The 23,762-nt window shown below is 44.6% G+C and carries 20 protein-coding genes and 1 pseudogene; 15 read left to right on the plus strand and 6 right to left on the minus strand.

What is annotated here, in order from left to right:
* Positions 1–25: 25 nt before the first annotated feature.
* The 12 genes and pseudogenes from QQZ12_RS03155 to QQZ12_RS03210 all read left to right on the plus strand — a co-directional run.
* Positions 26–3,283: a DEAD/DEAH box helicase gene (locus tag QQZ12_RS03155; protein WP_284723958.1), complete on the plus strand. Its 3,258-nt coding sequence runs from the start codon at positions 26–28 to the stop codon at positions 3,281–3,283.
* Between the two features lie 686 nt (positions 3,284–3,969).
* The gene (locus QQZ12_RS03160) at positions 3,970–4,443 is read left to right on the plus strand and encodes a VOC family protein (RefSeq protein WP_022735949.1); all 474 of its coding nucleotides are present in this window, start codon (positions 3,970–3,972) and stop codon (positions 4,441–4,443) included.
* 277 nt (positions 4,444–4,720) lie between these two features.
* Positions 4,721–6,025: an amidohydrolase gene (locus QQZ12_RS03165; protein ID WP_284723959.1), complete on the plus strand. Its 1,305-nt coding sequence runs from the start codon at positions 4,721–4,723 to the stop codon at positions 6,023–6,025.
* Between the two features lie 222 nt (positions 6,026–6,247).
* Positions 6,248–6,433, plus strand: a complete 186-nt coding sequence (locus QQZ12_RS03170; protein WP_157053190.1) for a hypothetical protein — start codon at positions 6,248–6,250, stop codon at positions 6,431–6,433.
* 137 nt (positions 6,434–6,570) lie between these two features.
* Complete coding sequence (locus QQZ12_RS03175) at positions 6,571–8,055, plus strand: recombinase family protein (protein ID WP_284723960.1); 1,485 nt, start codon at positions 6,571–6,573, stop codon at positions 8,053–8,055.
* Between the two features lie 137 nt (positions 8,056–8,192).
* The gene (locus tag QQZ12_RS03180; RefSeq protein WP_284723961.1) at positions 8,193–9,809 is read left to right on the plus strand and encodes an ATP-binding protein; all 1,617 of its coding nucleotides are present in this window, start codon (positions 8,193–8,195) and stop codon (positions 9,807–9,809) included.
* Complete coding sequence (locus QQZ12_RS03185) at positions 9,806–10,513, plus strand: response regulator (protein ID WP_102991969.1); 708 nt, start codon at positions 9,806–9,808, stop codon at positions 10,511–10,513. Before QQZ12_RS03180 ends, QQZ12_RS03185 begins: the two co-directional genes overlap by 4 nt.
* Before the next feature lie 124 nt (positions 10,514–10,637).
* A complete protein-coding gene (locus QQZ12_RS03190) occupies positions 10,638–11,687 on the plus strand; it encodes a Bug family tripartite tricarboxylate transporter substrate binding protein (protein ID WP_431606289.1) in 1,050 nt (349 codons plus the stop codon).
* Positions 11,688–11,741: 54 nt separating this feature from the next.
* On the plus strand, positions 11,742–12,191 hold the full coding sequence (locus QQZ12_RS03195; protein WP_102991971.1) for a tripartite tricarboxylate transporter TctB family protein: 450 nt from the start codon (positions 11,742–11,744) through the stop codon (positions 12,189–12,191).
* A gap of 15 nt (positions 12,192–12,206) precedes the next feature.
* Positions 12,207–13,733, plus strand: coding sequence for a tripartite tricarboxylate transporter permease (locus QQZ12_RS03200; protein ID WP_102991972.1), 1,527 nt, complete (start codon positions 12,207–12,209; stop codon positions 13,731–13,733).
* A gap of 167 nt (positions 13,734–13,900) precedes the next feature.
* On the plus strand, positions 13,901–14,383 hold the full coding sequence (locus QQZ12_RS03205; RefSeq protein ID WP_284723962.1) for a hypothetical protein: 483 nt from the start codon (positions 13,901–13,903) through the stop codon (positions 14,381–14,383).
* A 44-nt stretch (positions 14,384–14,427) separates the two neighbouring features.
* A pseudogene (locus QQZ12_RS03210) lies at positions 14,428–14,517 on the plus strand (LuxR C-terminal-related transcriptional regulator); the annotation flags it as partial.
* A gap of 205 nt (positions 14,518–14,722) precedes the next feature.
* Here the strand turns inward: QQZ12_RS03210 and QQZ12_RS03215 are convergent.
* A complete protein-coding gene (locus QQZ12_RS03215) occupies positions 14,723–16,195 on the minus strand; it encodes a protein adenylyltransferase SelO (protein ID WP_284723963.1) in 1,473 nt (490 codons plus the stop codon).
* A gap of 527 nt (positions 16,196–16,722) precedes the next feature.
* Positions 16,723–17,430, minus strand: a complete 708-nt coding sequence (locus QQZ12_RS03220; RefSeq protein ID WP_181352838.1) for an N-acetylmuramoyl-L-alanine amidase family protein — start codon at positions 17,428–17,430, stop codon at positions 16,723–16,725.
* A 236-nt stretch (positions 17,431–17,666) separates the two neighbouring features.
* On the opposite strand from QQZ12_RS03220, the gene QQZ12_RS03225 reads away from it, so the two are divergent.
* Both QQZ12_RS03225 and QQZ12_RS03230 read left to right on the plus strand, forming a co-directional pair.
* Complete coding sequence (locus QQZ12_RS03225; protein WP_284723964.1) at positions 17,667–18,770, plus strand: DUF2157 domain-containing protein; 1,104 nt, start codon at positions 17,667–17,669, stop codon at positions 18,768–18,770.
* Complete coding sequence (locus QQZ12_RS03230) at positions 18,767–19,330, plus strand: GDYXXLXY domain-containing protein (RefSeq protein WP_106341972.1); 564 nt, start codon at positions 18,767–18,769, stop codon at positions 19,328–19,330. Before QQZ12_RS03225 ends, QQZ12_RS03230 begins: the two co-directional genes overlap by 4 nt.
* A 90-nt stretch (positions 19,331–19,420) precedes the next feature.
* Here QQZ12_RS03230 and QQZ12_RS03235 read toward each other — a convergent pair whose 3' ends face one another.
* Together QQZ12_RS03235 and QQZ12_RS03240 are read right to left on the minus strand one after the other, a co-directional pair.
* A complete protein-coding gene (locus QQZ12_RS03235) occupies positions 19,421–20,182 on the minus strand; it encodes a MerR family transcriptional regulator (protein ID WP_284723965.1) in 762 nt (253 codons plus the stop codon).
* 214 nt (positions 20,183–20,396) lie between these two features.
* The gene (locus QQZ12_RS03240; RefSeq protein WP_284723966.1) at positions 20,397–20,585 is read right to left on the minus strand and encodes a glycine zipper domain-containing protein; all 189 of its coding nucleotides are present in this window, start codon (positions 20,583–20,585) and stop codon (positions 20,397–20,399) included.
* 275 nt (positions 20,586–20,860) lie between these two features.
* On the opposite strand from QQZ12_RS03240, the gene QQZ12_RS03245 reads away from it, so the two are divergent.
* A complete protein-coding gene (locus QQZ12_RS03245) occupies positions 20,861–21,277 on the plus strand; it encodes a GNAT family N-acetyltransferase (protein ID WP_284723967.1) in 417 nt (138 codons plus the stop codon).
* A gap of 20 nt (positions 21,278–21,297) precedes the next feature.
* Here QQZ12_RS03245 and QQZ12_RS03250 read toward each other — a convergent pair whose 3' ends face one another.
* Positions 21,298–22,203: a PhzF family phenazine biosynthesis protein gene (locus QQZ12_RS03250; RefSeq protein ID WP_284723968.1), complete on the minus strand. Its 906-nt coding sequence runs from the start codon at positions 22,201–22,203 to the stop codon at positions 21,298–21,300.
* A gap of 305 nt (positions 22,204–22,508) precedes the next feature.
* Positions 22,509–23,552, minus strand: coding sequence for a basic secretory protein-like protein (locus QQZ12_RS03255; RefSeq protein ID WP_102991982.1), 1,044 nt, complete (start codon positions 23,550–23,552; stop codon positions 22,509–22,511).
* Positions 23,553–23,762 lie beyond the last annotated feature (210 nt).

Genomic DNA, 23,762 nt, shown 5'->3' on the forward strand with positions numbered 1-23,762 from the left:
AATACAAGAACTGGAGATGATTCCTTTGTTGGACCACAACGAATCAATGATTCAATTTCATTTGTCTAATGCAAAAAATAAAGGCACTCAAAAAAATATTTTATTTGTATTTAAAGGATTTGATCAATCATTTTATAACGATCTGTCGATTGAAAAATTATTGTCTTATTCCACTGAAGTTAGCATTCAACAACTGGCTGATTCTAGAGCACATCTTTATCCTGAAGTATTTAGTAGAATTTCGCCGGGTCAAAAGTCGGTTTTTTGGGTAACATTTGAAGAGTTTATTACCTTGGGAAGAGATATACTTTCTCTATATTTTGAGATTATCATGTTAAAGAATAACTTATATCACCAAACCTTTCCAATTTTATACCCGATTGATAATATTGATGAGATTTATCAGCGTTATTATCATCATGATGAATGGCCGGATAACTTATCCACTGAACTGGAAATATTGCAAACTTATTTTGGAGATATCAAAAAAGTCGACAACCAATATTATGTGACTTACGCTACCGAAATGAATGATCTGGATTTTTATGTTTTTGATGACTTAGATCAGCTACCAGAGGATGTTCAAAGTGTTTATGAAGAAGCCTATTTAGAGCTTTCTGAAGAAGAGGATCAGATATTACAATTCATTCATGATGTCACACAGGGAAAAATAACTGGAAAAGTAGTTCATATTACTTACTCCGGTGAATTGAATTCTTTTCCAAATAACTATTATAATCGGTTAACCCTTCTTCAATACCTGTATAAGGAACAAGTCCAACTGGTTTTATCCACGAAGAAACTTGAACCCAAGAGAGTTTACGAGGAAGAGTATTTAAAAATTTTAAAAAGGTATTGGGGATATGATTCATTTAGGCTACTCAAAATGTACAAAAACATCAATAATCCTTCCAATAAAAAAGAGACAATATTGGTATCACAGAGTCAAATTATAGATGATATCATAAAGCAAGCGGAGAAATCGCTCAACAAAGAAGATTACAATGATATTTTTGTCACATCTCCTACTGGTGCTGGCAAATCAATCATGTTTCAAATCCCGGCCATATATTTGGCGCATAAATATAATTTAATGACAATCGTCATTTCTCCGCTCATCGGACTTATGACAGACCAAGTTCAGGGGTTGCAAAATAAAAATGTGGATATCTCGGCAACGATCAACTCCGAACTTACTCCAGTAGAAAAACTTGATATCATGGAGAAAATTAAGCAAGGAAACATCTCCATCCTTTACATTTCTCCCGAGACTTTATTAAGTCGATCCGACATTTCACAACTGATCGGCGAGAGGAAAGTCGGGCTGTTTGTAATTGATGAAGCTCACATCGTGACTACCTGGGGAAAAGCTTTCCGTTCAGATTATTGGTATTTGGGCGGTTATTTACAAAAACTTAGGAAAGAAATGCAATTTCCGATTGCTACGTTTACTGCCACAGCAATCTATGGCGGTGTTGAAGATATGTATGCGGAAACCCGAGATAGTCTGAACTTAATCAATCCAATCAGTTATTTTGGTTATATTAAGAGAGATGATATTGAGGTCAAAATTAGGCAAAAAGATCTCGACCAGCAAAAATATAAAGAGTACTTAAGCGACAAATTTAAGATCCTTTTGGTTCGGTTGGAAACTTTCCTGCAGAGAGGGCAAAAAACGCTGGTTTATTTTCCTACTGTACGCTTAATACTTGACTTTATACAATTTGCAAGAGTATACGGATCAACTAAATTAATCAGTAACCTTTCATGTTATTATGGTAGCATGGAGAAGGAAGACAAAAATATTAATTACCTGAAATATAAAAATAACGAAACGAATATTATGCTCGCAACCAAGGCGTTTGGAATGGGTATAGATATTCCTGATATTCAAAATGTGTATCACTTCGCACCAACCGGAAATGTATGTGACTATATCCAAGAAATTGGTCGTGCAGCACGTTCTCTGAACAAGGGGTATGCTTATTTCGATTTCCTTCCGAAAGATTTTGTTCATGTGAATCGATTGCATGGAATTTCAACTCTAAAAAAACACCAACTGATTCAGGTGATGGAGAAAATATTAAAACTAGCGGAAAAAAGCAAAGAAAGCTCCCCTATTCGTAATTTGCTTGTCAGATCAGATGAGTTTCGCTATATCTTTGAAAAAAAGAATGTCACTGACCAGGTTGAGGATATTGATAACAAGCTAAAAACGGCACTATTAATCATTGAAAAAGATTTTAAATTGAAGATGAACTATTCGCCTATCGTTGCCAGACCGAGGAGCATTTTTGCTAATGAATATTTTTTGGTCGACAAAGAGATTGAAGACAAATTAATGAAACAATTTGGTCGTTACTTCACCTTAGTTCGCAAAAAACAAGGAAAAGAAAAAAGCGTTTACAAGTGTAATTTAAAAAACTTATGGCAAGATCATTACACATCTCTGTCTTACCCACAGTTTAAATACTTGTTTCATTCAAAAGATGAAAGTTTAAAATTGTTTTTTCTTGATTCCATACAATCTGTCTTACTGATTGATTTTCTGATAAAAACAAGTAACATCACTCAATTTAAATTGGAGTTACAGAATCTGGTGGGTAAAGTTTCCAACATTTTTGGTAAGTACGCCCGAAACAATCAATACTTTTCCATCGAAGAGTTTGCTAAAGAGCTAAAAAGGCAGACTAAAAAAGACAAATATTATTGTGAAAACCTTGCGATGGTTTGTCTGTATAGCGCGGAGAATTTCGACCGACTGACAAAAAAACATGCAAACTTTTATAACAGCTTCATCCGTTTTGACGAGGGGCGCAAAAAGTACACACTGCTTAACAGCAGCTACAGTGACTTTTTAGATTGGGTAAATTCTCAGATGAAACTAATCCTATCAAATCGAAATACATCTGAGGTTGAGAACAATCGTTTTGAAATGTACTTATCAAAAGAAAACAGAAAGGAAATCGAAAAAACATTTATCTTGCTGGGATTGGTTGAGGCAATGGGATTACTAATTTATTCAGTAACCGGAGGCGATAATCCGGAAATTTACATTCGTATCAACTCATTTTTTCAGTTGTACCGTGAAGTAAACAATCCTACACAATATGAAAATCGAGTTCTGACTAATGTATATGAACGACATAAAACATCTGTGGAAATGTTAACATATTTGTTTAAAAATGAAGTATCAACGAAGGAGTTCTGGGAATTGATTGAAGACTATTTCTTGGGAAAAATACCAGAAGAAGTAAGTATGAGGTTAAAAACTATCAGTTGAAATTGGTGAGAAATATAGAAGAAGTTAAGATTAGTGACTTCAAAGAAATTGATTGGGGTAATTTGGATTTTATAACCCATTATCTGAAACACCGTTCACAATAAAATCCTGTTCCAAAGTTTGCAAAAGGTGCGCATCAGTAACGTATGTGTTGCCTTATTCATTATTCCTGTTGTGCCAGAACGTGCCTAAGAAGGGTTATTGCCCAAAACGTGGGAATGGGAACCTGTTATAAAGGGAAGAAAGGAGTTAATGAAATAGGTGGTACTTTTTATTACGTTTAAAAAAAGTGCCTAACGAAGAAAAAACGGGTAAATATTATAAAGATTGATCATTTTTGATCAAATGAAAGAAGGTGGATAGATAAGGATATGGTTCTAGGCTTCATTGTATTAGGCATTGTTTTAATGATCGCAATTGCCTTATTAATTATGCCTAAATTAAAGAAAAAACAACAACCAATTGATCATGATCTCTATATTAATCAAGATCATCAGCTTTATGCGGGGGCAGAGGTTGCCTATTCGATTGCCCATTTACCTACAGGTGATTCCAGCACATCCAACTGATCCAATTTGCGTTGATAATCATCAATCATATGCAAGGTGACCATTTTTAATCTGGTCATCTTTTTTCCTGGATATCCTTTTGCTATTCTTCTGAGCATACAATCAGGAGGTATTTTAATGATAAAAGGGTTATATGAAGCGCATTTGCCTGTCAGTGATATCGAAAGATCCATTGCGTTTTATCAAAAACTTGGCTTGGAACTAGCATATAAAGGTGAAAAGCTTGCATTTGTTTGGATTGAAAAAGGCAAGAGTTGGCTTGGTTTATGGGAAACGGATCAAGTAACTCTGCCCTATCATCCCTCTATCCGACATATTGCCTTTCATGTCAGCCTGGAAGATATCACCCAAGCTAAAAAATGGCTACAAGAAAAGGGAATCGAGGTCAAAGAAGCTTTTCGTTTTTCTCCGGAACGACAACCACTTGTACTCCCAAATAATCCACAAGCACACGCAGCCATTTATTTTCATGACCCTGACGGAAATTTGTTGGAATTGATCTCACCTCTTAGACTTGATGTGGAAGAGGAATTTGAAATGATGGAGTTGGCCGATTGGTACAATAAAATGGAAACAGAAAAAAAGGTGTAGGCCTGATTAAGTTACAAAGAAAGACGGATATCTAATCAATCTTAGGGATGGCTAAGAAGAGGGGGGAGTGACCTTATGGTACCCTCTCTTTTTATTTTTAGATAGCAAAAAGAAGTAGCATTAGAAATAATAATGGGCCTTATTTGCAATATTGCTCCCCTCACTGTTGGATCGGTCTCAATAGAAGATTGTTAGACAATAGGTGGAATGTACTTTACGGTGTAAAATGCAATACAATTATATAAATTATGATTCTAAAAACTAAAGGAGGATGGTTATGAAGATTCTAATCAAAGATCCATTGATTTTAGATTTTAAGGAAGAGAAATTCGTTACATATCGGGCTCACATCATGATCGAGAATGGAACGATATCTGACATCACCAACGATTTGCCAGAGGATTTGTCTGGTTTTGATGAGATCATTCAGGCGTCCCAATTGGTGGCTTTGCCAGGATTGATCAATACCCACAACCATTCTCCAATGAGCTTGTTGCGGTCATTCAGCGATGATTTGCGCTTGATGGAATGGCTTGATAAGAAAATGCTCCCTGCGGAAGAGAACATGACGCAAGAAGATATCTATTGGGGATCTCTGTTGGGAATCACAGAGATGATTAAATCAGGAACTACGGCGTATGCGGACATGTACATCCATATAGATCAAATCGCACAAGCTGTCTACGATTCGGGAATCCGTGCATCGTTGACACGGGGGCTCGTGTTTTTGGAGGATGATGGGGGGCAGCGCTTAAAGGAGAGCGTAGATTTAGTTCAGTCATGGTCGGGGAAAGGGGATGGTCGCATCACAACCATGATGGGGCCTCATGCACCATATACCTGTCCTCCAGAGAACTTGAAAGAGGTCATGGAGATCGCCAAAGAATTAGGAGTACCGATTCACATTCATTTGGCCGAGACGCATGAAGAAGTGGAGAAAATCAACAAGAGATATGGAAAAAGCCCCACCGAGTACTTGGCTGATCTGGGGTTGTTTGATGGTGAGCATCATGCTTTGTTAGCGCATGCTGTTCATTTAGATGAACAGGATATTGCATTGCTGAAAAACATGAAGGGCGGGATTGCGCACAATCCTTATAGCAATATGAAGTTAGGTTGTGGCATTGCTCCGGTTTCCAAATTCATTGAAAAAGGAATTTTGGTTGGCTTGGGAACAGATGGGGCGGGCAGTGCTACTTCACTCGATTTGTTTAAGGAAATGAAAATGGCATCTGGTCTGCAGAAGTTGGAACACTTAGATCCAGCCATCATCGATGCGCATGCGATTTTGCAAATGGCGACAGTGAATGGTGCTAAAATCTTGGGGATTGATGACCAAGTAGGGAGAATCGAGAAGGGGAAAAAAGCGGATATCATTTTGGTTAACGTCAATCAGCCTCATTTGGTACCGCATCATGATCTGGTTTCCCTGCTGGTGTATTCCGCATTTGGCCAAGACGTAGATACAACGATTGTAAATGGGAAAATCTTGATGAAGCATCGCCAATTGCTGACGATTGATGAAGAGAAAGTGCTATATGAGGCGCAAAGACGAGCGAAGCGGATTGTGGAAGGGGTTTAAAAACATGTTTTCTTGATTGGGGACCAACGGGTCCCCGTTTTTTGTTTTCACACCGTTTTTCGTTCCCTCCTCGGAAAGGGCCATTAACGGTAGTGCGTTGCTTTTCCACGATCACACGCTTTTGAGAGCAAGACAAACATATAAAGTCTTTTGGATTCAAGTTGAAGTTCTAGGCTCGTACAACCGTTGTTCATGCATAAAGTGAAGAGAGAGGTGATGATCGTGAAGAAAGTAACCTTGGTGCTAGGAAAAGAGACGTTCGGCAATAAGAATCCGGAGGTAGCATTTCAAGAAGCGTTCACTCCTTATTTTGTCGAGAAGGCGGGCGATGAGGGGGAGCGGTTGAACTGTTTGCACAAAAGCTCCGTGAAATATGGCGGCAAAAAAAGCTCAAAGATCACGCAATAGACATGAGTTGAATTGGTGGTGGAGGATGCCGTTGGTCGATGGAGATCAAAACGGGTCTGAATAAGCGCCTGACAGTTCCCGCTGGAATGGGGCGCTTTCTTACATTGAAAGAAGCGTGTATAAGATGGGAGGAGATCATGAACCGAAATACATATGCAGTGTATGTACGGGTTTCCACAGAAAAAGATGAACAGATCTCTTCTGTTGAGAACCAAATCGACATATGCCGCAACTGGCTGGAACGAAACGGGTTTGTGTGGGACGAACAGTGCGTATATAAAGACCACGGAATTAGTGGAACCGTGTTTATTGAACGGCACGCCATTCAGCGCATCTTGGCAAAGGCCAAACGCAAGGAAATCGATATGGTTATTTTTAAATCCATCAGCCGTTTGGCTCGTGATTTAAAGGATTCTTTGGAAATCAGGGAAGTATTTATCGCTCATAATGTCCGGATTATCTCCGTCGAAGAGGGCTATGACTCCTTGCAAGCAGGCAAAAATGACATGGCGTTTGAGCTCTGGTCTTTATTTTCCGCGCAGTACAGCCGCACACTGTCGTCCAGCGTTTCCGCCGCGTTAGCCGCCAAGGTGAGACGTGGCGAGCATATCGGTAAAATCCCATATGGTTATGACCGTGTAGACGGATTTCTCCAGATCAACGAGAAAGAAGCCAACGTGGTGCGTCAGATCTATAGTTGGTATGTAAATAATGGATGGGGATTCCGAAGAATTACACATGAATTGAACCGGTTCAACATTCCTACCAAAGAAAAAAACAAATGGCAAGTGACCTCAGTGCAACGGCTGATTCAAAATCCCATCTATTGTGGTGACTTTATTCTGAATCAGTTTAGCAAGGTGAAAGCGGAGGGCAAGAAAAAGCAAATCCGCAATCCGAGGCAAAAGTGGATCGTGTTTAAAGACCACCATGTGCCAATCGTCTCAAGAACCATGTGGGAAAAAGCCAATTCGGATCACATCAAGGATCAAAAACACGCCATCACCCCTTGGAATGATTTGCGCGGTGTCTGCAAATGCAGCGAGTGCGGGTGCAACATGGTGATTATTCAATCCAAACGGAAACTGGCAGACGGCTCGAAGAAGCAATATAATTATTTGAAGTGTTCCGCCTACCGGCGTAGCGGCGAGAAACATGGTTGTGTCAATCATTACCCCATTTTTTATGAAGATGTGCGACAGTTTCTGATTGAGCGGCTGAAAGAAAAAGGGAAATCGATCACATTTAACTTTGTCAACGACATGGAGCAGAGAAAGCAACGCCAGATCAAACAGTTGCAGAAACAATTGAAGCAATTGGAGATGAAAAAGAAAAATCTTTTGAATGTATTATTAGAGAAACTGATCTCCAAAGAAGAATTTGAAGAGAAAAGAATGGAACTGGATGAACACATTCATCAGCTCGAGGCCGAGATTTCCGAACTTAGTCAAAAGGAGTACCCTCATAAACAGATTTGCAATGTGCAACAAGCGTTTGAAGCGATGGACAGTGAACAAAGGGATTTGCATCAGCTGTTTAAAACGCTGTTACATGAAGTCATCATTCATCCTCATGGCAAAATCGATGTGGTGTACGCGTTTGCAGAGCCTGGTGGGAAGTAGCAGGATTTATTTATCCTAGGTGGATTAGACTATTTTCCTAGTGAAATAGATATGGAAAAATATATTTTGAAATTAAACTAATGACTTTAACATAAAATGCAGAAGTTTTAATTGTCATTGTATAAGTGGAGGCGACGATGGGCAAACGGAAGTGGTCTTTGGAAGCAAGAATGGTTTGGTGGATCAGCCTGTTGTTGATTTTGGTTATTAGTTTGCTTGGTGGCACTTATTATGTTTTAATGGTTGATTATATCCAAGAACAAGTGGGCAAACGGGCGCTTGGGATTGCGCTGACGGTGGCGGAAATGCCTGAAATCCGACGTGCTTTTGACGATGAAGTACCATCGCAGAGCATTCAGCCATTGGTTGAAAAGATTCGCAAACAAACCGAAGCGGAGTTTATCGTTGTGGGCAATAAAAAAGGAATTCGCTACTCTCATCCGGTTCAGGAGCGGATCGGCCAATACATGATCGGCGGGGATAATGAGCGGGCTTTATCGCGCGGGGAGTCATATGTATCGAAGGCCATCGGGAGTTTGGGGCCATCCTTGAGGGGAAAAGCCCCGATCCGAGATGACCGTGGCAGAGTGATTGGAATCGTGTCGGTGGGTATTTTGTTGAGCGATATTGATCAGATGTCTCACACTTATTTCGTGAGGATTGCTACGGTGATCATTCTGGTATTTGCGATTGCGGTGATTGGTGCTATGTACTTGGCAAAGCAGTTGAAAAGATCAATCTTTGGCTTGGAGCCCGAAAAGATTTCTGAGTTGTTTCAACAACGAGATACAGTGATTGAATCAGTCAGAGAAGGGATTATCATGATCGATGGAGACGGAAATTTAACTCTATTCAATCAGGCGGCGCTCGGCATGTTGGGTTTCGTCGATTCCAAACCGGCCATTGGTTCTCCTATCCAGACAATCCTTCCCAATACCAGACTTTTGGAAGTGTTACATACGGGAGAAGCAGAACTAGATCGGGAAATGGTCATCAATGGTAGGGAAATCGTAGTGAACCGCTTGCCCATTCGCAACAATGGACAGGTGGTAGGGGTTGTAGCCAGTTTTCGCTTGAAATCGGAGCTGGATGAGTTAAACGAGAATCTATCACAAGTGAAGCGATATGTCGAAGCGTTAAGAGCACAAACACATGAATACCAAAACACCCTCTACACCATTTCCGGGTTGATTCAACTCAAGTCTTATCAAGAAGCGATTGAGCTTATTCATCATGAGAGCGAAGTTCACCAAGATCATGTGTTATGGGTGCTGGAGAAGATAGCGGATCCTTGGTTGGGTGCGATTCTGATCGGTTTCTACAACCGGGCACGCGAGCTAAAGATCGATCTCATCATTGAACGCGAAAGCAGTATGGGCAGAATTCCTCCATCTATCAGCCCTTCGTCTCTTGTTTCCATCTTGGGCAACCTGATCACCAATGCGTTTGAAGCGGTGCAGAGTTTGGCAGAGGGAGAACGCAAAGTAAAGCTTTTCATCACGGATATTGGAGATTCGATCTGGATAGAAGTAGAAGATTCGGGAGCGGGTATTCGCGAGGAACATCTTGCCCGCATTTTTGACCGGGGATTTTCGACCAAGCCTTCTGCTGATGGGATGCGGCGGGGTTTTGGGTTGGCCAAAGTGAAACAATTGGCGGACGAGCTGGGTGGAGCTATTACGATTGAACAAGGAGACTGGGGTGGAGCCGTCTTTGCAGTCGCTCTTCCCAAACAGGAAAGGGAAAGGATATGAGCAAGTTGAAACCCATTGAAGTTTTAATCGTAGAAGATGATGCGCGAGTGGCTAAAGTGAACCGGCGTTTTATGGAGAAAATTGAAGGTTTTCAAGTGGTGGGGATCGCGGCAAATGGTCAAGAAGCCAAAGTATGGTTGGAGGAAATGCGGCCCCAGCTGGTTTTGCTGGACGTTTATCTCCCTGATATGAAAGGAATCGAGCTCGTCTGGTATATTCGGCAACACTGCAAAGATATCGATATCATCATGATTACCGCAGCAGAGGAAATTGAGGTCATTCAAGACGCATTGCGTGGCGGTGTATTTGATTATTTGGTAAAGCCTGTGCTCTTCGACCGCTTTAAGCAGAGCATGGAGAAATACCGGTTGCATTTGCAAACCTTATCCTCCCATCAAAGATTGGATCAAAAACAAGTGGATCAACTATTGGGCCATGTGCAGGAACCCATACCGGAAAAACACTTGTCCAAAGCGCTTCCCAAGGGGATCGATCCGGTAACCTTGGAGAAGGTGGTGCAAGTGGTGCAAGCACATTCGGAGCAGGGCTTGACGGCGGAACAGGTTGGCAAGCATTTGGGCGCCAGTCGCACCACGGCGCGGCGATACCTGGAGTATTTAGTGTCAATCAAACGTATTCGCGCTGATCACACTTATGGAACGATTGGCAGGCCGGAACGGAAGTATTATGCTGAACAAATTTGAACAATCGGTGAACAATATGAACAAAATGTTCCTTATCTTTTTTATTCTCTTTATTTTCCTTAACTAGGCTTTTGACCCTGCACCATGTACAGTAGAAATATCACGCAATCCATTTTGCACAACAATGAAAGCGTTCACATGGGGAGGGGTTCCGATGAAAAAAATCTCCACCGCCTTATTTGCGGGAGTGTTGGCCCTTGGCCTTGCCGCCTGTTCACAAAAGCCCAACTTCGCGGGAAGCGGGTCTGGTTCTGGCGACTATCCAAGCAGAGCTGTTACGATGGTCGCTCCATCAGGAGCAGGAGGCGGCTGGGATCAGACGGCACGCTCCATCAGCAAGGTGTTGCAAGAAAGTAAATTGGTGAATCAATCCGTGATCGTAGAAAATAAACCGGGTGGTGGAGGCGCGGTTTTCTTGGCGGAGTATGCCACCCAAGAGACAAAGAATGACTACAAACTGTTTGTCAATTCTCCGCCTTTGTTAATCAACCATCTAAAAAAAGAAGGGAACAGCCCATTTGGTTATACAGATGTGACTCCGCTCGCCCAGTTGACCAAAGATTATGGCGTCTATGTGGTTAAAGCTGATTCGCCGGTGAAAGATCTGCCCTCCATGCTGGCTGAACTAAAAGCCAATCCAACGAAATATACCTTGGCCGGAGGTTCTGCTCCTGGCTCCATGGATCACCTGATCGCGATTTTGCCCGCATACCAGTCGGGGATCGATGCGAAAAAACTTAAGTATGTCTCTTATGATGGCGGCGGGGAAGCCATTGCGGCACTGTTAGGTGGCAATGTGGACATTATCGCAACGGATGCATCCGCAGTGGGTGAATATAAAAAGGCCGGCAAAGTGCGGGTGCTCGCTGTCACCGCTCCCGAGCGGCTGGGCGGGGAATTGAAAGATGTTCCAACCCTCAAAGAACTAGGCATCAATCATGCCGAATTCACCATTTGGCGCGGAGTGTTTGGCCCGAAAGAGATGACACCGGAAGCCAAGAAGTTTTGGGATGGGAAGTTAAAAGCGTTGTCTGAACATGAAGCATGGCAAAAAGAGTTGGAAGCGAAAGGCTGGCAGAGCGAGTACAAAAATTCAGACCAATTTACTGCTTTTCTCAAGGAGCAAGATCAACAAGTTCTTGAACTCTTAAAAGCATTGGGTATGAGCAAATAACGGATTTAAGCACAGGAAGGAGGCGCGCCCTTCCTTTATTAAGGGGGGTTCAAGATGAGTCGTGTGTTTGATCGATATGCAAGTGTCGTGTTTTTGTTGATTGGTATCTTTTTTATTGTAGAAAGCAGAGCGTTTTCTACCGCTGCGTATGGGAGTGGAGTGGGTCCCGATCTATTCCCGACATGTCTTGGTATCATTATGGTCTTATTAAGTATCCGGCTTTTCTACGAAACGTTCAAATATCCGCCAGACAATGATAAAAAGGCAAAACTAGATTGGAAGAGGTTTGGCACTTTGCTCATTGTAGCGATTGGCTATGCGTTAATTCTGGAATGGATCGGTTATGTACTGTCTACCTTTTTGTTTTTGCTTATTGGTTTTCAAACTATGGAGCGGGGCAAATGGCTGAAGTCGACCGTGATTTCCGCTCTGTTTTCAGGCGGGGTTTATTATGCATATGTACATGTCCTGCAGGGAACCCTTCCAGCTTTCCCGTTGTTATAGAGGGGTGGTGACTTGATGAATACGTGGGAATTTTTGTACAACGGATTTTTAGTCGCTTTGCAACCGGTGAATCTGATCTATGCTTTGGTCGGAGTGTTGATAGGAACGGCAGTGGGAGTGTTGCCCGGAATCGGGCCGATGAGCGGGGTGGCGTTGTTGATCCCTATCACCTCCACGCTCACCGCGGGAGCAACCCCTGAAGAGGCGGCGGCCAGCGCAATCATTTTGTTGGCGGGTGTTTATTATGGAGCGATGTATGGTGGGTCAACCACGTCCATTTTGTTAAACACGCCTGGGGAATCTTCTTCCGTTGTCACTGCGCTTGACGGGTACCAACTGGCGAAGCAAGGACGTGCTGGCTCAGCATTGTCCATTGCGGCGATTGGCTCTTTTGTCGCGGGGATCGTCTCGCTGATCGCACTTGTCTTTCTGGCTGTCCCTCTATCTGAAGTCGCCATCCGATTCGGCCCGGCTGAGTATTTCTCTTTGATGCTTTTGGGGTTGTGTGCGGTAAGCGGACTCGCTGGCAAGTCGATGACAAAGGGACTGATCATGACCGTGGCCGGGCTCCTGCTCGCTACCATCGGCATCGACAATGTTTCGGGAGTGGCCCGGTTTACTTATGATATGCCGATCCTGTATCAGGGATTGGAATTTTTGACGGTGGCCGTGGGGCTGTTTGCTTTGGGTGAAGTGTTCAAAACGATTTTGGAGAAAGAAAGCAATGATGGTCATATTGTGAAAATCGGACGAGTGACTCCCACGGCAACAGATTTGAAAGATAGCGCAGGCCCCATTGCAAGAGGTTCGCTGTTGGGATTTTTCATTGGTGTGCTTCCAGGAGCTGGTGCCACGTTGGCCTCCTTTTTCTCCTATATTTTAGAGAAAAAACTGAGCAAAAACCCCGACAAATTTGGAAAAGGGGCGATTGAAGGAGTGGCAGCGCCGGAGTCGGCTAACAACGCCGCTTCAGGCGGAGCGATGATTCCCTTGTTAACCCTCGGAATACCAGGTTCGGGCACAACGGCGATTCTAATGGGAGCCTTGATTATGTACAACGTGCAACCCGGCCCGCTATTATTTGATGAGCATCCGCAGGTGGCTTGGGGACTCATCGCCAGTATGTTTATCGGAAACGTGATGTTGCTGGTTCTCAACATGCCGTTGGTGAAGATGTTTGCCAAGATTATTGAAACTCCGGCGAAATACTTGATTCCGATCATTATTGCGATTTCGTTCTTTGGTGTGTATGCGGTACAGGTGAATACGTTTGATCTCTATTTATTGATAGGGTTTGGGGTGATCGGATACTTTTTAGCGAAACATGATTATCCGCTTGCTCCGTTGGTGCTGGGTTTGGTGCTTGGGCCGATGATTGAAAACAATTTGCGCCGTGCGCTAACCGCTTCCAATGGGGATTGGAGCGTGTTTGTCACCCATCCGCTCTCCCTGACTTTTCTTATCATCGCTGCCCTCTGGCTAATCATTCCATTTATCATGAAGCTACGGGGTAAAAACGTGGTGATAAATGAAGAGGGTTGATGGGTACGATTCATATGAGAAAAGAAAGAAGCACTTCCTAGTGTGTATGACTAGGGAGTGCTTTTGTTGCTTTAGAGGTTGCGTGTGCATGATCTGATAAAGGTAAAATGAAAGAGAGAATTGTTTAAACATGATCTTTCCGAAATATTGGAGTGTTACTAAAGAAGATGATGAAATGCAAAAGCAGAAAAACGAATCAATGGTTATTAAAAATCAATCGCGATCCGTATATTGAAAATCCTAATTGGGACTTGATTCAAAACAGTCTCAGCGAGATGGATGGGCAACGTTTATCCATGATCCTGCTTCGTAGAAAGGCCAAAGGCGAAATCATTATTCATGGTGGAAACTTTTCAGAGGGTAAGAAAATATACTACGTAAATTATTGGTATGAAGTAACGGATCAACTCTTCCAGGAGGAAGAAGAAATGGGGATTAAGGAGTTGTACCCATATGATATGCATTTTGAATTAGTGGATGATACAAAAACAGAGGAAAAGGAGTGCCAAATTACGATTTCACAGCTTACCGTTATGCCGGAAAATGTATGTGTTTGCTGGGACCATATGATAAAAGCGGTCAAACATTTTTTCGATCATGATGGTGAGCTTCATCCCAAATTAAATTGGCGGGAGTTTGATATGTTTTAAAACAAAATTAATTTCAGCTCTCGTCCCCTTTTTTGCAAATGGCACACATTAGCAACGTGATGCAGAAGCTTAATGTCAAAGGTCGTTCCCAAGCGGTCGTCGAGTTGGTGCGCCTGGGCGAACTAAAGATATAATCGATGGATACCCCTGCGGTGAAGTGGGGGTGTTTTTGTCTGCCTCTGGTTGCTAGCTTCAGCTGAGTATCGATACATATCATATTATTGGTATTGATTCCATTTCATATCTGCCGCTTTCGCAAGGGTAAAGAGAGGGAAAACTCCGGCTATGTCTAGTTAAGCCGGAGGAGCCTGTCAATAGCACACCTGTGTTATTTAGATATCATGTACCGCAGTAAGTTCGGTAAGGTTGGGATGATTTCGGAGGCAATGTACAATAATCAGCCTGTTCAGGTGAGTGGGCGAAGGGGTTTGAAAGAGCTTTAAGAAGCTTCTTCATCACGCTCTTGTCCCCATTTACAGCGGCCTCAAGTGCCTCTTCCACTCGGTGGTTCCGAGGAATTAACGCAGGGTTGTTGTTTCGCATAAATTGGTGAGAAGCGGACTTAGGTTCTGATTGTCGTGTCAGCCTGTTATGCCACTGCTCGCGCCATTGGGCGAATTCCTGAGATCGAAACAGGGCGGTGTCTTCTGTTTCATCAAAAGTTAATGCGCGGAAGGTGTTGGTATAGTCTGCACGGTGTTTTTGCATGAGGTTAAGGAGACCTTTGATCAAGGTGAGGTCTTCTGTTTCTTCATTAAAAAGCCCCAGCTTGGCGCGCATGCCATGAAGCCAGTAATAGTGATACTGCTTGGCGAAGTCTGATACGGCCTCTTGGGCCAGTTCGACCGCTTCTGCTGGATTATCATGCAATATGGGCAAAAGCGCTTCTGCGAACCGTGCTAGATTCCATGCAGCCATGTGCGGTTGATTACCATAAGCATAGCGACCTTGAAGATCGATCGAACTAAATACTGTTGCCGGGTCGTATGTGTCCATGAAAGCGCATGGTCCATAATCGATGGCTTCTCCGCTGATGGTCATGTTGTCCGTGTTCATCACTCCATGAACAAAGCCGACCAATTGCCACTTGGCAATCAGCGCGGCTTGGCGCTTGATCACTTCCCGAAGCAGGGACAGGTAGCGGTTTTCAACCTCGCCGATATCTGGGAAATGGCGTTGCAACGCATAATCGGCCAAGCTTCGAAGCTCCTCAGGTGTGCAAAAATTTGACACATATTCAAAAGTGCCGACGCGAAGATGGCTACTGGCTACACGGGTCAGAATGGCGCCAGGAAGTTCTGTTTCGCGGAACACGGATTCCCCTGTTGTCACTACTGCCAAGCTTCGAGTGGTGGGGATGCCAAGCCCATGCATCGCTTCGCTGATGATATATTCGCGCAACATCGGCCCGAGTGCTGCCCGGCCATCCCCGCCGCGGGAGTAGGGCGTTTTGCCAGCCCCCTTGAGCTGAATGTCGACCCGTTCACCCACAGGCGTGATTTGTTCGCCCAGTAGCAGAGCTCGTCCGTCCCCCAACATAGTGAAATGTCCGAATTGATGGCCTGCGTATGCCTGAGCGAGGGGCAAAGCACCTTTGGGTATCCGATTGCCAGCTAGTACCGCCACGCCGTCTTCGCTTTGGAGCGCTTCGATGTTCAATCCTAGGGAAGTTGCCAACCGTTCGTTGAGAATGACCAGTTTCGGAGAGCGCACAGGCGTTGGTTCGTGTAAGGTGAAAAAAGATTGTGGCAGGCGGGCGTAACTGTTGTCAAAGTTCCATCCTGCTACCATCGATCCGTTTTTCGGTGTCATAGTGTCTCCTTTTCTTATCTTATTGTCTTCACACCTATTATATCGTTCAATCAACCCTTTTTATTGTCTACTGTTGGCAAATGATTATACCTTTTTTCATCTGATAGGGATCGTGAAAAAGGGAATTGGGGAGGAAAAAAAAGCGATTTAAGAGAAGGAGTTTGATGATGAATGGTCAATGACCAATTCGTAAAAAGGAGAGGCATCATGCACAGAAAAAAATTCCCCGTTAATCTCGGGCTCCACCTTCTCTCTGTTTGATCCGATCAAATAGAGAGGAGAGGGTATAGTGTGGCCGAAAATCGTTGATTGGAAAGAGCTTGCGTTTGGCGTGGAAATCGAATTTGTCAGTGGTGTTGTTTGCCCACCTGCCACAGGATGGGATAGGCTACGGCGAATGAACGGGTGATCAGGCGTCAATATTTCCCGGGAAACCTTTACCGTTTAACGATCAGATCAGGCCCTTGTCGATTTAATGCGACAAGGGCCTGAAATAACGAATCAAAGGGAAAAGGCGATGATAAAAATCAGATATCTCGCTTTTTAATGATGATTTCATCGGCTTGGTCAAGCACCGCTTTTTCGACTTTCTCTTTGATGATAGCCGGGTAAGCGGTATCTACAACAAAGGCGCCGTTTACGGTGACGCGATACATCGGCTTCGGAGTTGTATCTTTTTTGCTCAATCCCAGCGCTTTTGCGATTCCTTCGACAATGGATTGAGCCAACCCGTCCAAAAATTGCGCGTCACGCAACAACTGGTTTTCTTTTTTGTTGGAGATGAACAAATTTTCAAGCAAGATCGCCGGCATGTTGGTTTCTCGGAGTACTGCAAAGTTGGCGCGTTTTTTACCCCGATCGTTAATATTGTGTTGCGTCAAATATTCCATCACGCGATCATGCACCATTCCTTGATAACGCGCCGTCACTGAAGCCGCATTGGGGTGGATAAATGATTCAAATCCGCTTGCTGAACCACTGGCGGAGTTGTTATGGATGGATATGAACAAGTCACAATTTCGTTTATTTGCGAAGGCGGCTCGCTCATTCAGCTCAAGAAAGCGGTCGTCCCATCTTGTCAGAGAAACCACTGCATCATCATATTGGCCAAAGTGGTCATTCATTCGCTTGGCAATGTTAAGCACAACCTCTTTTTCTTGCAGTCCGAATCCTACTGCACCAGTGTCTTTCCCTCCATGGCCGGGATCAATGATGATATATTTGCTCAGGGTCACCCTCCCCTTTCTAAAAAATGGGTTAAGCTGAAAAGTCCCGAGATGACGGCAACATCCAATGGGTGATATAGTGTGGCTAATAAGTATATATTAGATAAATCAATGACGATTTCCTATTGTTTTTTAAAAAAGAGCGGCGGCCAATAAGTTTTCCCGACGGAAGAGGTTTGAGATTGAGGGTGAAGGGAAATTGGCGTATGCATGGGATTATTACGGAGAAAGGAGTAGTTTGATGAATGGAAAAGAATGATGTGAATCAAAAAGGACACAGGATGATTTCTCCTTCCCGGTTTGCATGGCTGAAACAAGAGTTGTTATGGCATGAACGAGAAGGACGGATCCAGGCGGAGCAGGTGCGCGCGATCCTGTCGGATTATGAAGTGCGGGGCGGGCTCAATTTCATCCGAGTTCTTTTGGTTATCGGCGCATTGCTGGTGGGGGTCGGGGTGTTAAGTTTCATTGCCGGCAACTGGAGTGAGCTTCCCAGAATCGTGAAGTTCCTGCTCATTTTGTGTGGTTTGGTAGGGGCTTATGTAGCGGGTTGGCGCCTGGAGCGGTCCTATCCCAAAACAGCAAAAAGTTTGTATTATATTGGTTTGGCGATTTTTGGAGCAGGCATCTTTTTGATTGGACAAATGTTTCATTTCTCATCACATTATTCTCAGGCTTTTCTGGCGTGGGCCATCGGGGCGATCCCGCTGATCTTTTACTTGAAAGACAAATGGGTGGCTCTGTTTGCTATTACTTTAATGGGTGTTTATACGTCAGCAGCTTGGGATGAGGGGGTTGATTATCCGTTTTTGACATTGGCGATGGTTCCGTTGAGCTATTGGCTGAATGAACGGGTGTTGGGAAAATCGAAGCTCGTGTTATTCTTTGCCAATGGGTTGGCGATTTATTTGATTTGGGCGACGATGGGTTATTTCCATTTGTCTGGGGGCGTCATGTCAGCGGTTTTGTTAGTGCTTGGTGTCACGATGGCTTTGCTCCCTAGCCAGAGGTATGCGGCTGTACTAAAGTGGCAGGGAGGGATGGTTCATGGCTTGGCTGCCGTTTTTCTCACCTTTCCGGAATATTGGCAAGTATGGGAGCGGACCTTCGGTTTTGCGGGGTTGGGCGTGCTTGTGGCCGCTGCTTATCTGGCTCTGATTTTGTATTGGCTTAAAAAAGGAAGCCTACCAGCTGTTATCATTACTTGTGTACTCATCTTCCGTTTTTATCTTGATCTGTCCTATGACTTCTTGCCCAAATCGCTCTATTTCTTGCTGGCGGGCGGATTGCTGATCGGTTGTGGATTTTGGATTGAAAGAAGCCGGAAGAAAAAGGGGGAGCGAGCATGAAGAAGAACGCAGGCCGCATTTATCCAACTCGTTGGTTTTGGATTGCGCTCCTTGTTCCGGTGGGGATTTTGTTATCAATGACGGTTCAGCCGTTGCTGGCATTGTACGCGGGGGAACGTATCACATTGCAGACCGTTCCGGTTGACCCCAGGGATCTATTTTACGGTGATTATGTACAACTCCGATTTGCGATTGAAGAGGTGGACGGCTCCGTGGTTGACAAAGCGCTGGTGCAGAAAATGGAGAAGAATCCAGGAGTCGACCGTTATCCTGTGTATGTTTCCCTGCGGAAGAACGGGCGGACAGCGGTTGTCGCCCATGTGTCTGAGCAACGACCTCGCACTTCCCTGTATCTCAAGGGCGAGTTGATGCCGATTTGGCAATGGGAAAACGGCCAACGGCGAACCAAGTACGCTATCGATTACCAATTGGATCGCTATTATGTTGAGGAAGACAGCGGTCTGGAGTGGGAAAAGCTGGCCCGGCAAGGCAAGGTCTGGGCTGATGTGAAGGTGAAGGGAGGATATGGCGTCATGCTTGAGCTTAAGCCAGCTCAATGAATACGGCGCCGAGGTACGCCAACATATCGCATGCACACAAAAGAAACCGGCGGGCTAAGCCTGCCGGTTTCTTGCATCTGCACGGTTTGTTTATTTCGCGGCGCCGGTGTAGATGTGAATGGCGTCTCGCAAAAATTCGGCCATGCCTGGCTGTTTTTCATAGTATGCTTTGAACCGTTCATCTTCCACATACATCTGAGCCAGGCCTGCATGGGCTTCCGGGGTGTATTCAGCCCAATAATGCAGCAACCATTGCTTGTGCAATTCTGCTGTTTTTTGTGCGAGGTCACTTGCCGGGTCGCCATTGGCGAAAGCTTCGGCCAGCGTGGCTAAGATCTCATCCGCCAACCGATTCGCCCTCTCAAATGCTTCGGGGGTCATGTTTTTTAATATTTCATTCGACCGGTTTACGACATCGTCACCATATTTGGAACGGATTTCTTCCCCGTATTTTGCTTCATTCTCCTCAATTAACTTTTGCTTGAAACCTTCAAATTTTTCTTTGTCGCTCATGATGGTTCTCCCTTCCGCCGCAGCGATGGTTTTTTCCACATTGGCAATCAGCACGTCTAGCTGCTTGCGTTTGTCGAGGAGCCGCTCATGGTGTTCTTGAAGCGCTGTTGTTCCATCGTAATCGGGGGAAGTAACGATTTTTTTAATCGTGTCCAAGTTGACACCCAATTCTTTGTAAAACAAAATCTGTTGCAAGCGGTCGACTTCCGCCGACCCATAGATGCGATATCCCGAGGAGTTGATTCTGGCCGGCTTCAGAATCCCGATCTCATCATAGTACCGCAATGTTCGTGCGCTTACCCCCGCCAACTGACTTAGCTTCTGCACCGTGTATTCCATGTGCTCACCTCCTGACACCTTCACTGTACACCTTTACGTATACGTCAATGTCAATCATTTTTTTTTGAGAAGTGTGCCCTTGTTTGTGAAAAAATACGTGAGTTATGCCAGGTTACGCATGGTGCAGGTGGCGAATCAATCAAAAAAAGAAAAGAAGAGCTTCTCCCCTTCTTTTCCTTTTGTACCGTTATTATTTTTGTTAAATAATTGCTTATTATGAGTTCATTTGATTCTTTTCAGTCGATTTAGAAGAGTTTCTTTCTAGGAACGAGCCGGACAAGCATCCAATGGAAAGGCCGATTCCAATACCAAGTGCCAAATTGTCAAGGGCTAAGCCAATGGCCACGCCCACAGAGACGCCGGTGCCCACGCCTAAGGCATAAAATGATTGACGATGATTCATAATGTTCGCCTCCTTATCTGTTGGCTCATGATGAGAAGGAGTGGGGAGGAGGAGCACGTTGTTCCTCTCTCCTAACACTTCCCAATACCCTTTTTGTGACGGATGTAATCACGTAATATGCAGTTATCGTATGTATGAGGATAGTTCCTCGTTTTGTATCCAATTTTCTTTATTTCTAACATTTTTGTGTCTGTGAAAATAGGTAAAATATAAACTATTCTTCTATACATCCTGTTCGATTATACTGAAAAAAATGGTTTTTGGAGGAATGAAAGATGGAGTGGAAGCACCCAAGTTTACCATATCGTATCAGTGATAACAAAGAGTTGTTGGAGTTGGATACTATTCATCAGTTGTTGCAGACAAGTTATTGGGCTGCAAAACGTTCGCGGGAAACGGTGGCAAAGAGCATTGAACACTCATTATGTTTCGGCCTTTACGGAGAGGAAGGGCAAGTCGGATTTATGCGAGTGGTGACAGATTACGCGACCTTCTCATGGATTTGTGATGTGATTATCGATCCGCGCCACAGGGGCCAGGGGCTGGCAAAATGGATGATGCAAGTGTTGGGGGAGCACCCCGCCGTGCGTCACACGTATATGATACTGGCTACGCGCGATGCGCACGGCTTGTATGAGCAGTTTGGGTTCCAACGGCGGGAGATATTGGACAAAAGGCCTGTTAACAGCTGAAGAACGACGTTTGCCGCTTGTCAAAGGAGCGATTGCAAGGCCACTTCTTTCATTTGCGAAATGGTTGCCGTTCCACCCACGTATGTTTGGGTAATGCGGTTCCTACTGACAATGCCTGCCGTTTCGAGCAAACTGGGCCTTCCCATGGCAAATCCCTGTCCGACAGTGTACGCATACCGCCCATTCTGCTGATGGCGGGAAGGGGAATAAAAAGCAAGGTATGCACCGAGTGCACAAGCAGCCACTCCTGTCGCCGGATCTTCGTTGTATCCGACTTGGTTGGGAAATTGTCGGGCTTCAACATCACATGGGGTGGATTGGGGACGCAATGTGAATGGATAAAAGCCGGTTGTCCCAAATCGGTCACACAGTTCCCAGAGTAATGCGAAATCAGGTTCCAATCGTTGCAGTGTGTTGCCGTTGCGAAGGGGAATCATTAGCTTGGGGCGGGCGGTGGAGACTGATTGGATCGGCCCCACACTCAGATCGAATGCTTCCTCGCTGATCTTTAAGGCTTGCGCCACTTCTGCGATCCCAGGATTTTTCTCGCTGAACACAGGGGGGAATTGGTTCACGGTGACCTGCAAACGGCCGTACTTTTCTTGCGCCCGCACTTTCACCTCGCCCAGCGAAGTTTCTATCGTTCCTTGTATTTGGTTCCTCTGTTGCGACATGCACCAATAGCTGACAGCTCCTACAGTGGCATGAACGCACATCGACATCTCTTGGTTGGGAACAAAGTATCTCAGTTTGAAAAGAGAAGTGGGACGGTCAGGAGACAAGATAAAGGCTGTTTCAACACCAAAACGAGCGGCGATCTGTTGCATTTGCTCACTTGTCAAGGACTCCCCGCCCAATACCAAGGGACAGGGATTACCACTATCCGCAGTCATGCCGAATACATTGGTTTGCACCACAGTTGCCATCTGCGTCGCACCCTTTCTGGATTTATTTGAGAAAAACAAGGCCGAGACCGATTGTTCTTGGTTCTGGCTTCATTATGATGCGCCACCTTGTAGCTGGATGGCGTAAAACGAGGTGTTTCTCACATGAGCATACACTGAAGGTTGGCATTTGTTTCCCCAGCACTTGGGGAGCAATGCAGTAGGTTTTTCAAAACACCTCTATTAAAATCATGCGATTTGTTATGAACTGACGCAAGCATATAAAAAATAGATAAGCGATTTATTGTTGCAACAAAAGGCTACCACGGTGTGTGGTAGCCTCTTTGTCAATAAGTTTGATTGCCGTAATTAAGTTCAAAATCGATCTTCATGCCTTTGGGAATCTTGACGCGCAAGGTGTAATTACCTTTCGGTGGCTCTTTCAGTGCCTTGGACAGAGGATCGTAACGCTTGACTTCATTTGCTTTGAGCGCGACGGAGTATGTGCGGACTGCCTTGCCCGTTTTTTTGTTGAACACTTGAAAGGTGACGGTGCCTTGCGTTTTGCTCACATTGCGCACGCGCAAATAATTTTGGGAGCCAGGAACGTAATTGAAATCGAAATATGTTACCCATTTTCCGGCACCTTGTTCACCGTTGTAACGGGCTTTGTTATTTTTGAAAACCCAATTGAGCGCTTCCACCGAGCCCGGGTTTTTTTTGTATTCAGCCCAGAGTTGGTCAACCGTTTTTCCAGTATATTCTTTAAACAGCTGCTCGGAATATTGGTTTTGTTGGATCTTTTGATGAATTTTCAACATGGTTCCAGGCTTTTTGATATGGTTGATCCAAGCGAAAAAGCGGGCTGTGACCCCGTAACTGTTGGTGTATTTATGGGAGGAGGCGACAGCAGGATATATCCATGAATCCAAGACAGAGTAACGCGAGCGGGCGTAATCGGCCAACCCTTCTTTCACCCAGCTCGGGGCAGTCGTCTGATTGGGATAGGCATCGACGACATGAAACAGCTCATGCACGAGCATGCCTTCGTCAAGCTGGTTTTTCTTCGCCCAGTCTGGGTTGATGTAAATCGTGTTGCCCACGGTGTAGGCGATGGGGTATTTGTTATTTTTCACAAATCGGATAAATACCTCTTTGGGGGCAGTTTGTGGACTGTAGGCTTTAGCCATCAGCCAATAAGAGCGTTTGAAAGCGAGCGTGTATTTGGCGATGGCTGGTTCGAGCGTTTTGTCGTCATAGGTGATGGTCAGTTTATAATCGTGGCTGGTGACGACTTTCTCAGCAGCAGCAGCTTGGCCGAAGCCCCATGGAAGGCTGGTTGCAAGCAAGGAGGAGGCCAGAATCACTTTCCAGTGTCGCAAACGTTTCATGTTATGTTCCTTTCGTGATGAATTGGAGGACGCATGCACTGGCAGTTTTCCGTGTGAGGCATGCCCTAGTTGGATTATACAGGACCGCCTTTCAATAAACGGCACACTAGAGTGAAATATTTGTTAATCATACGTCGAAAGGTGTCTTTACACACATGATCACCCTTGGGAAAGCGTTCGGCGAGTAGCTGGATGATGGTGGATTTACCG

Source organism: Laceyella tengchongensis (genome assembly GCF_900182735.1).
Taxonomy (GTDB): domain Bacteria; phylum Bacillota; class Bacilli; order Thermoactinomycetales; family Thermoactinomycetaceae; genus Laceyella; species Laceyella tengchongensis.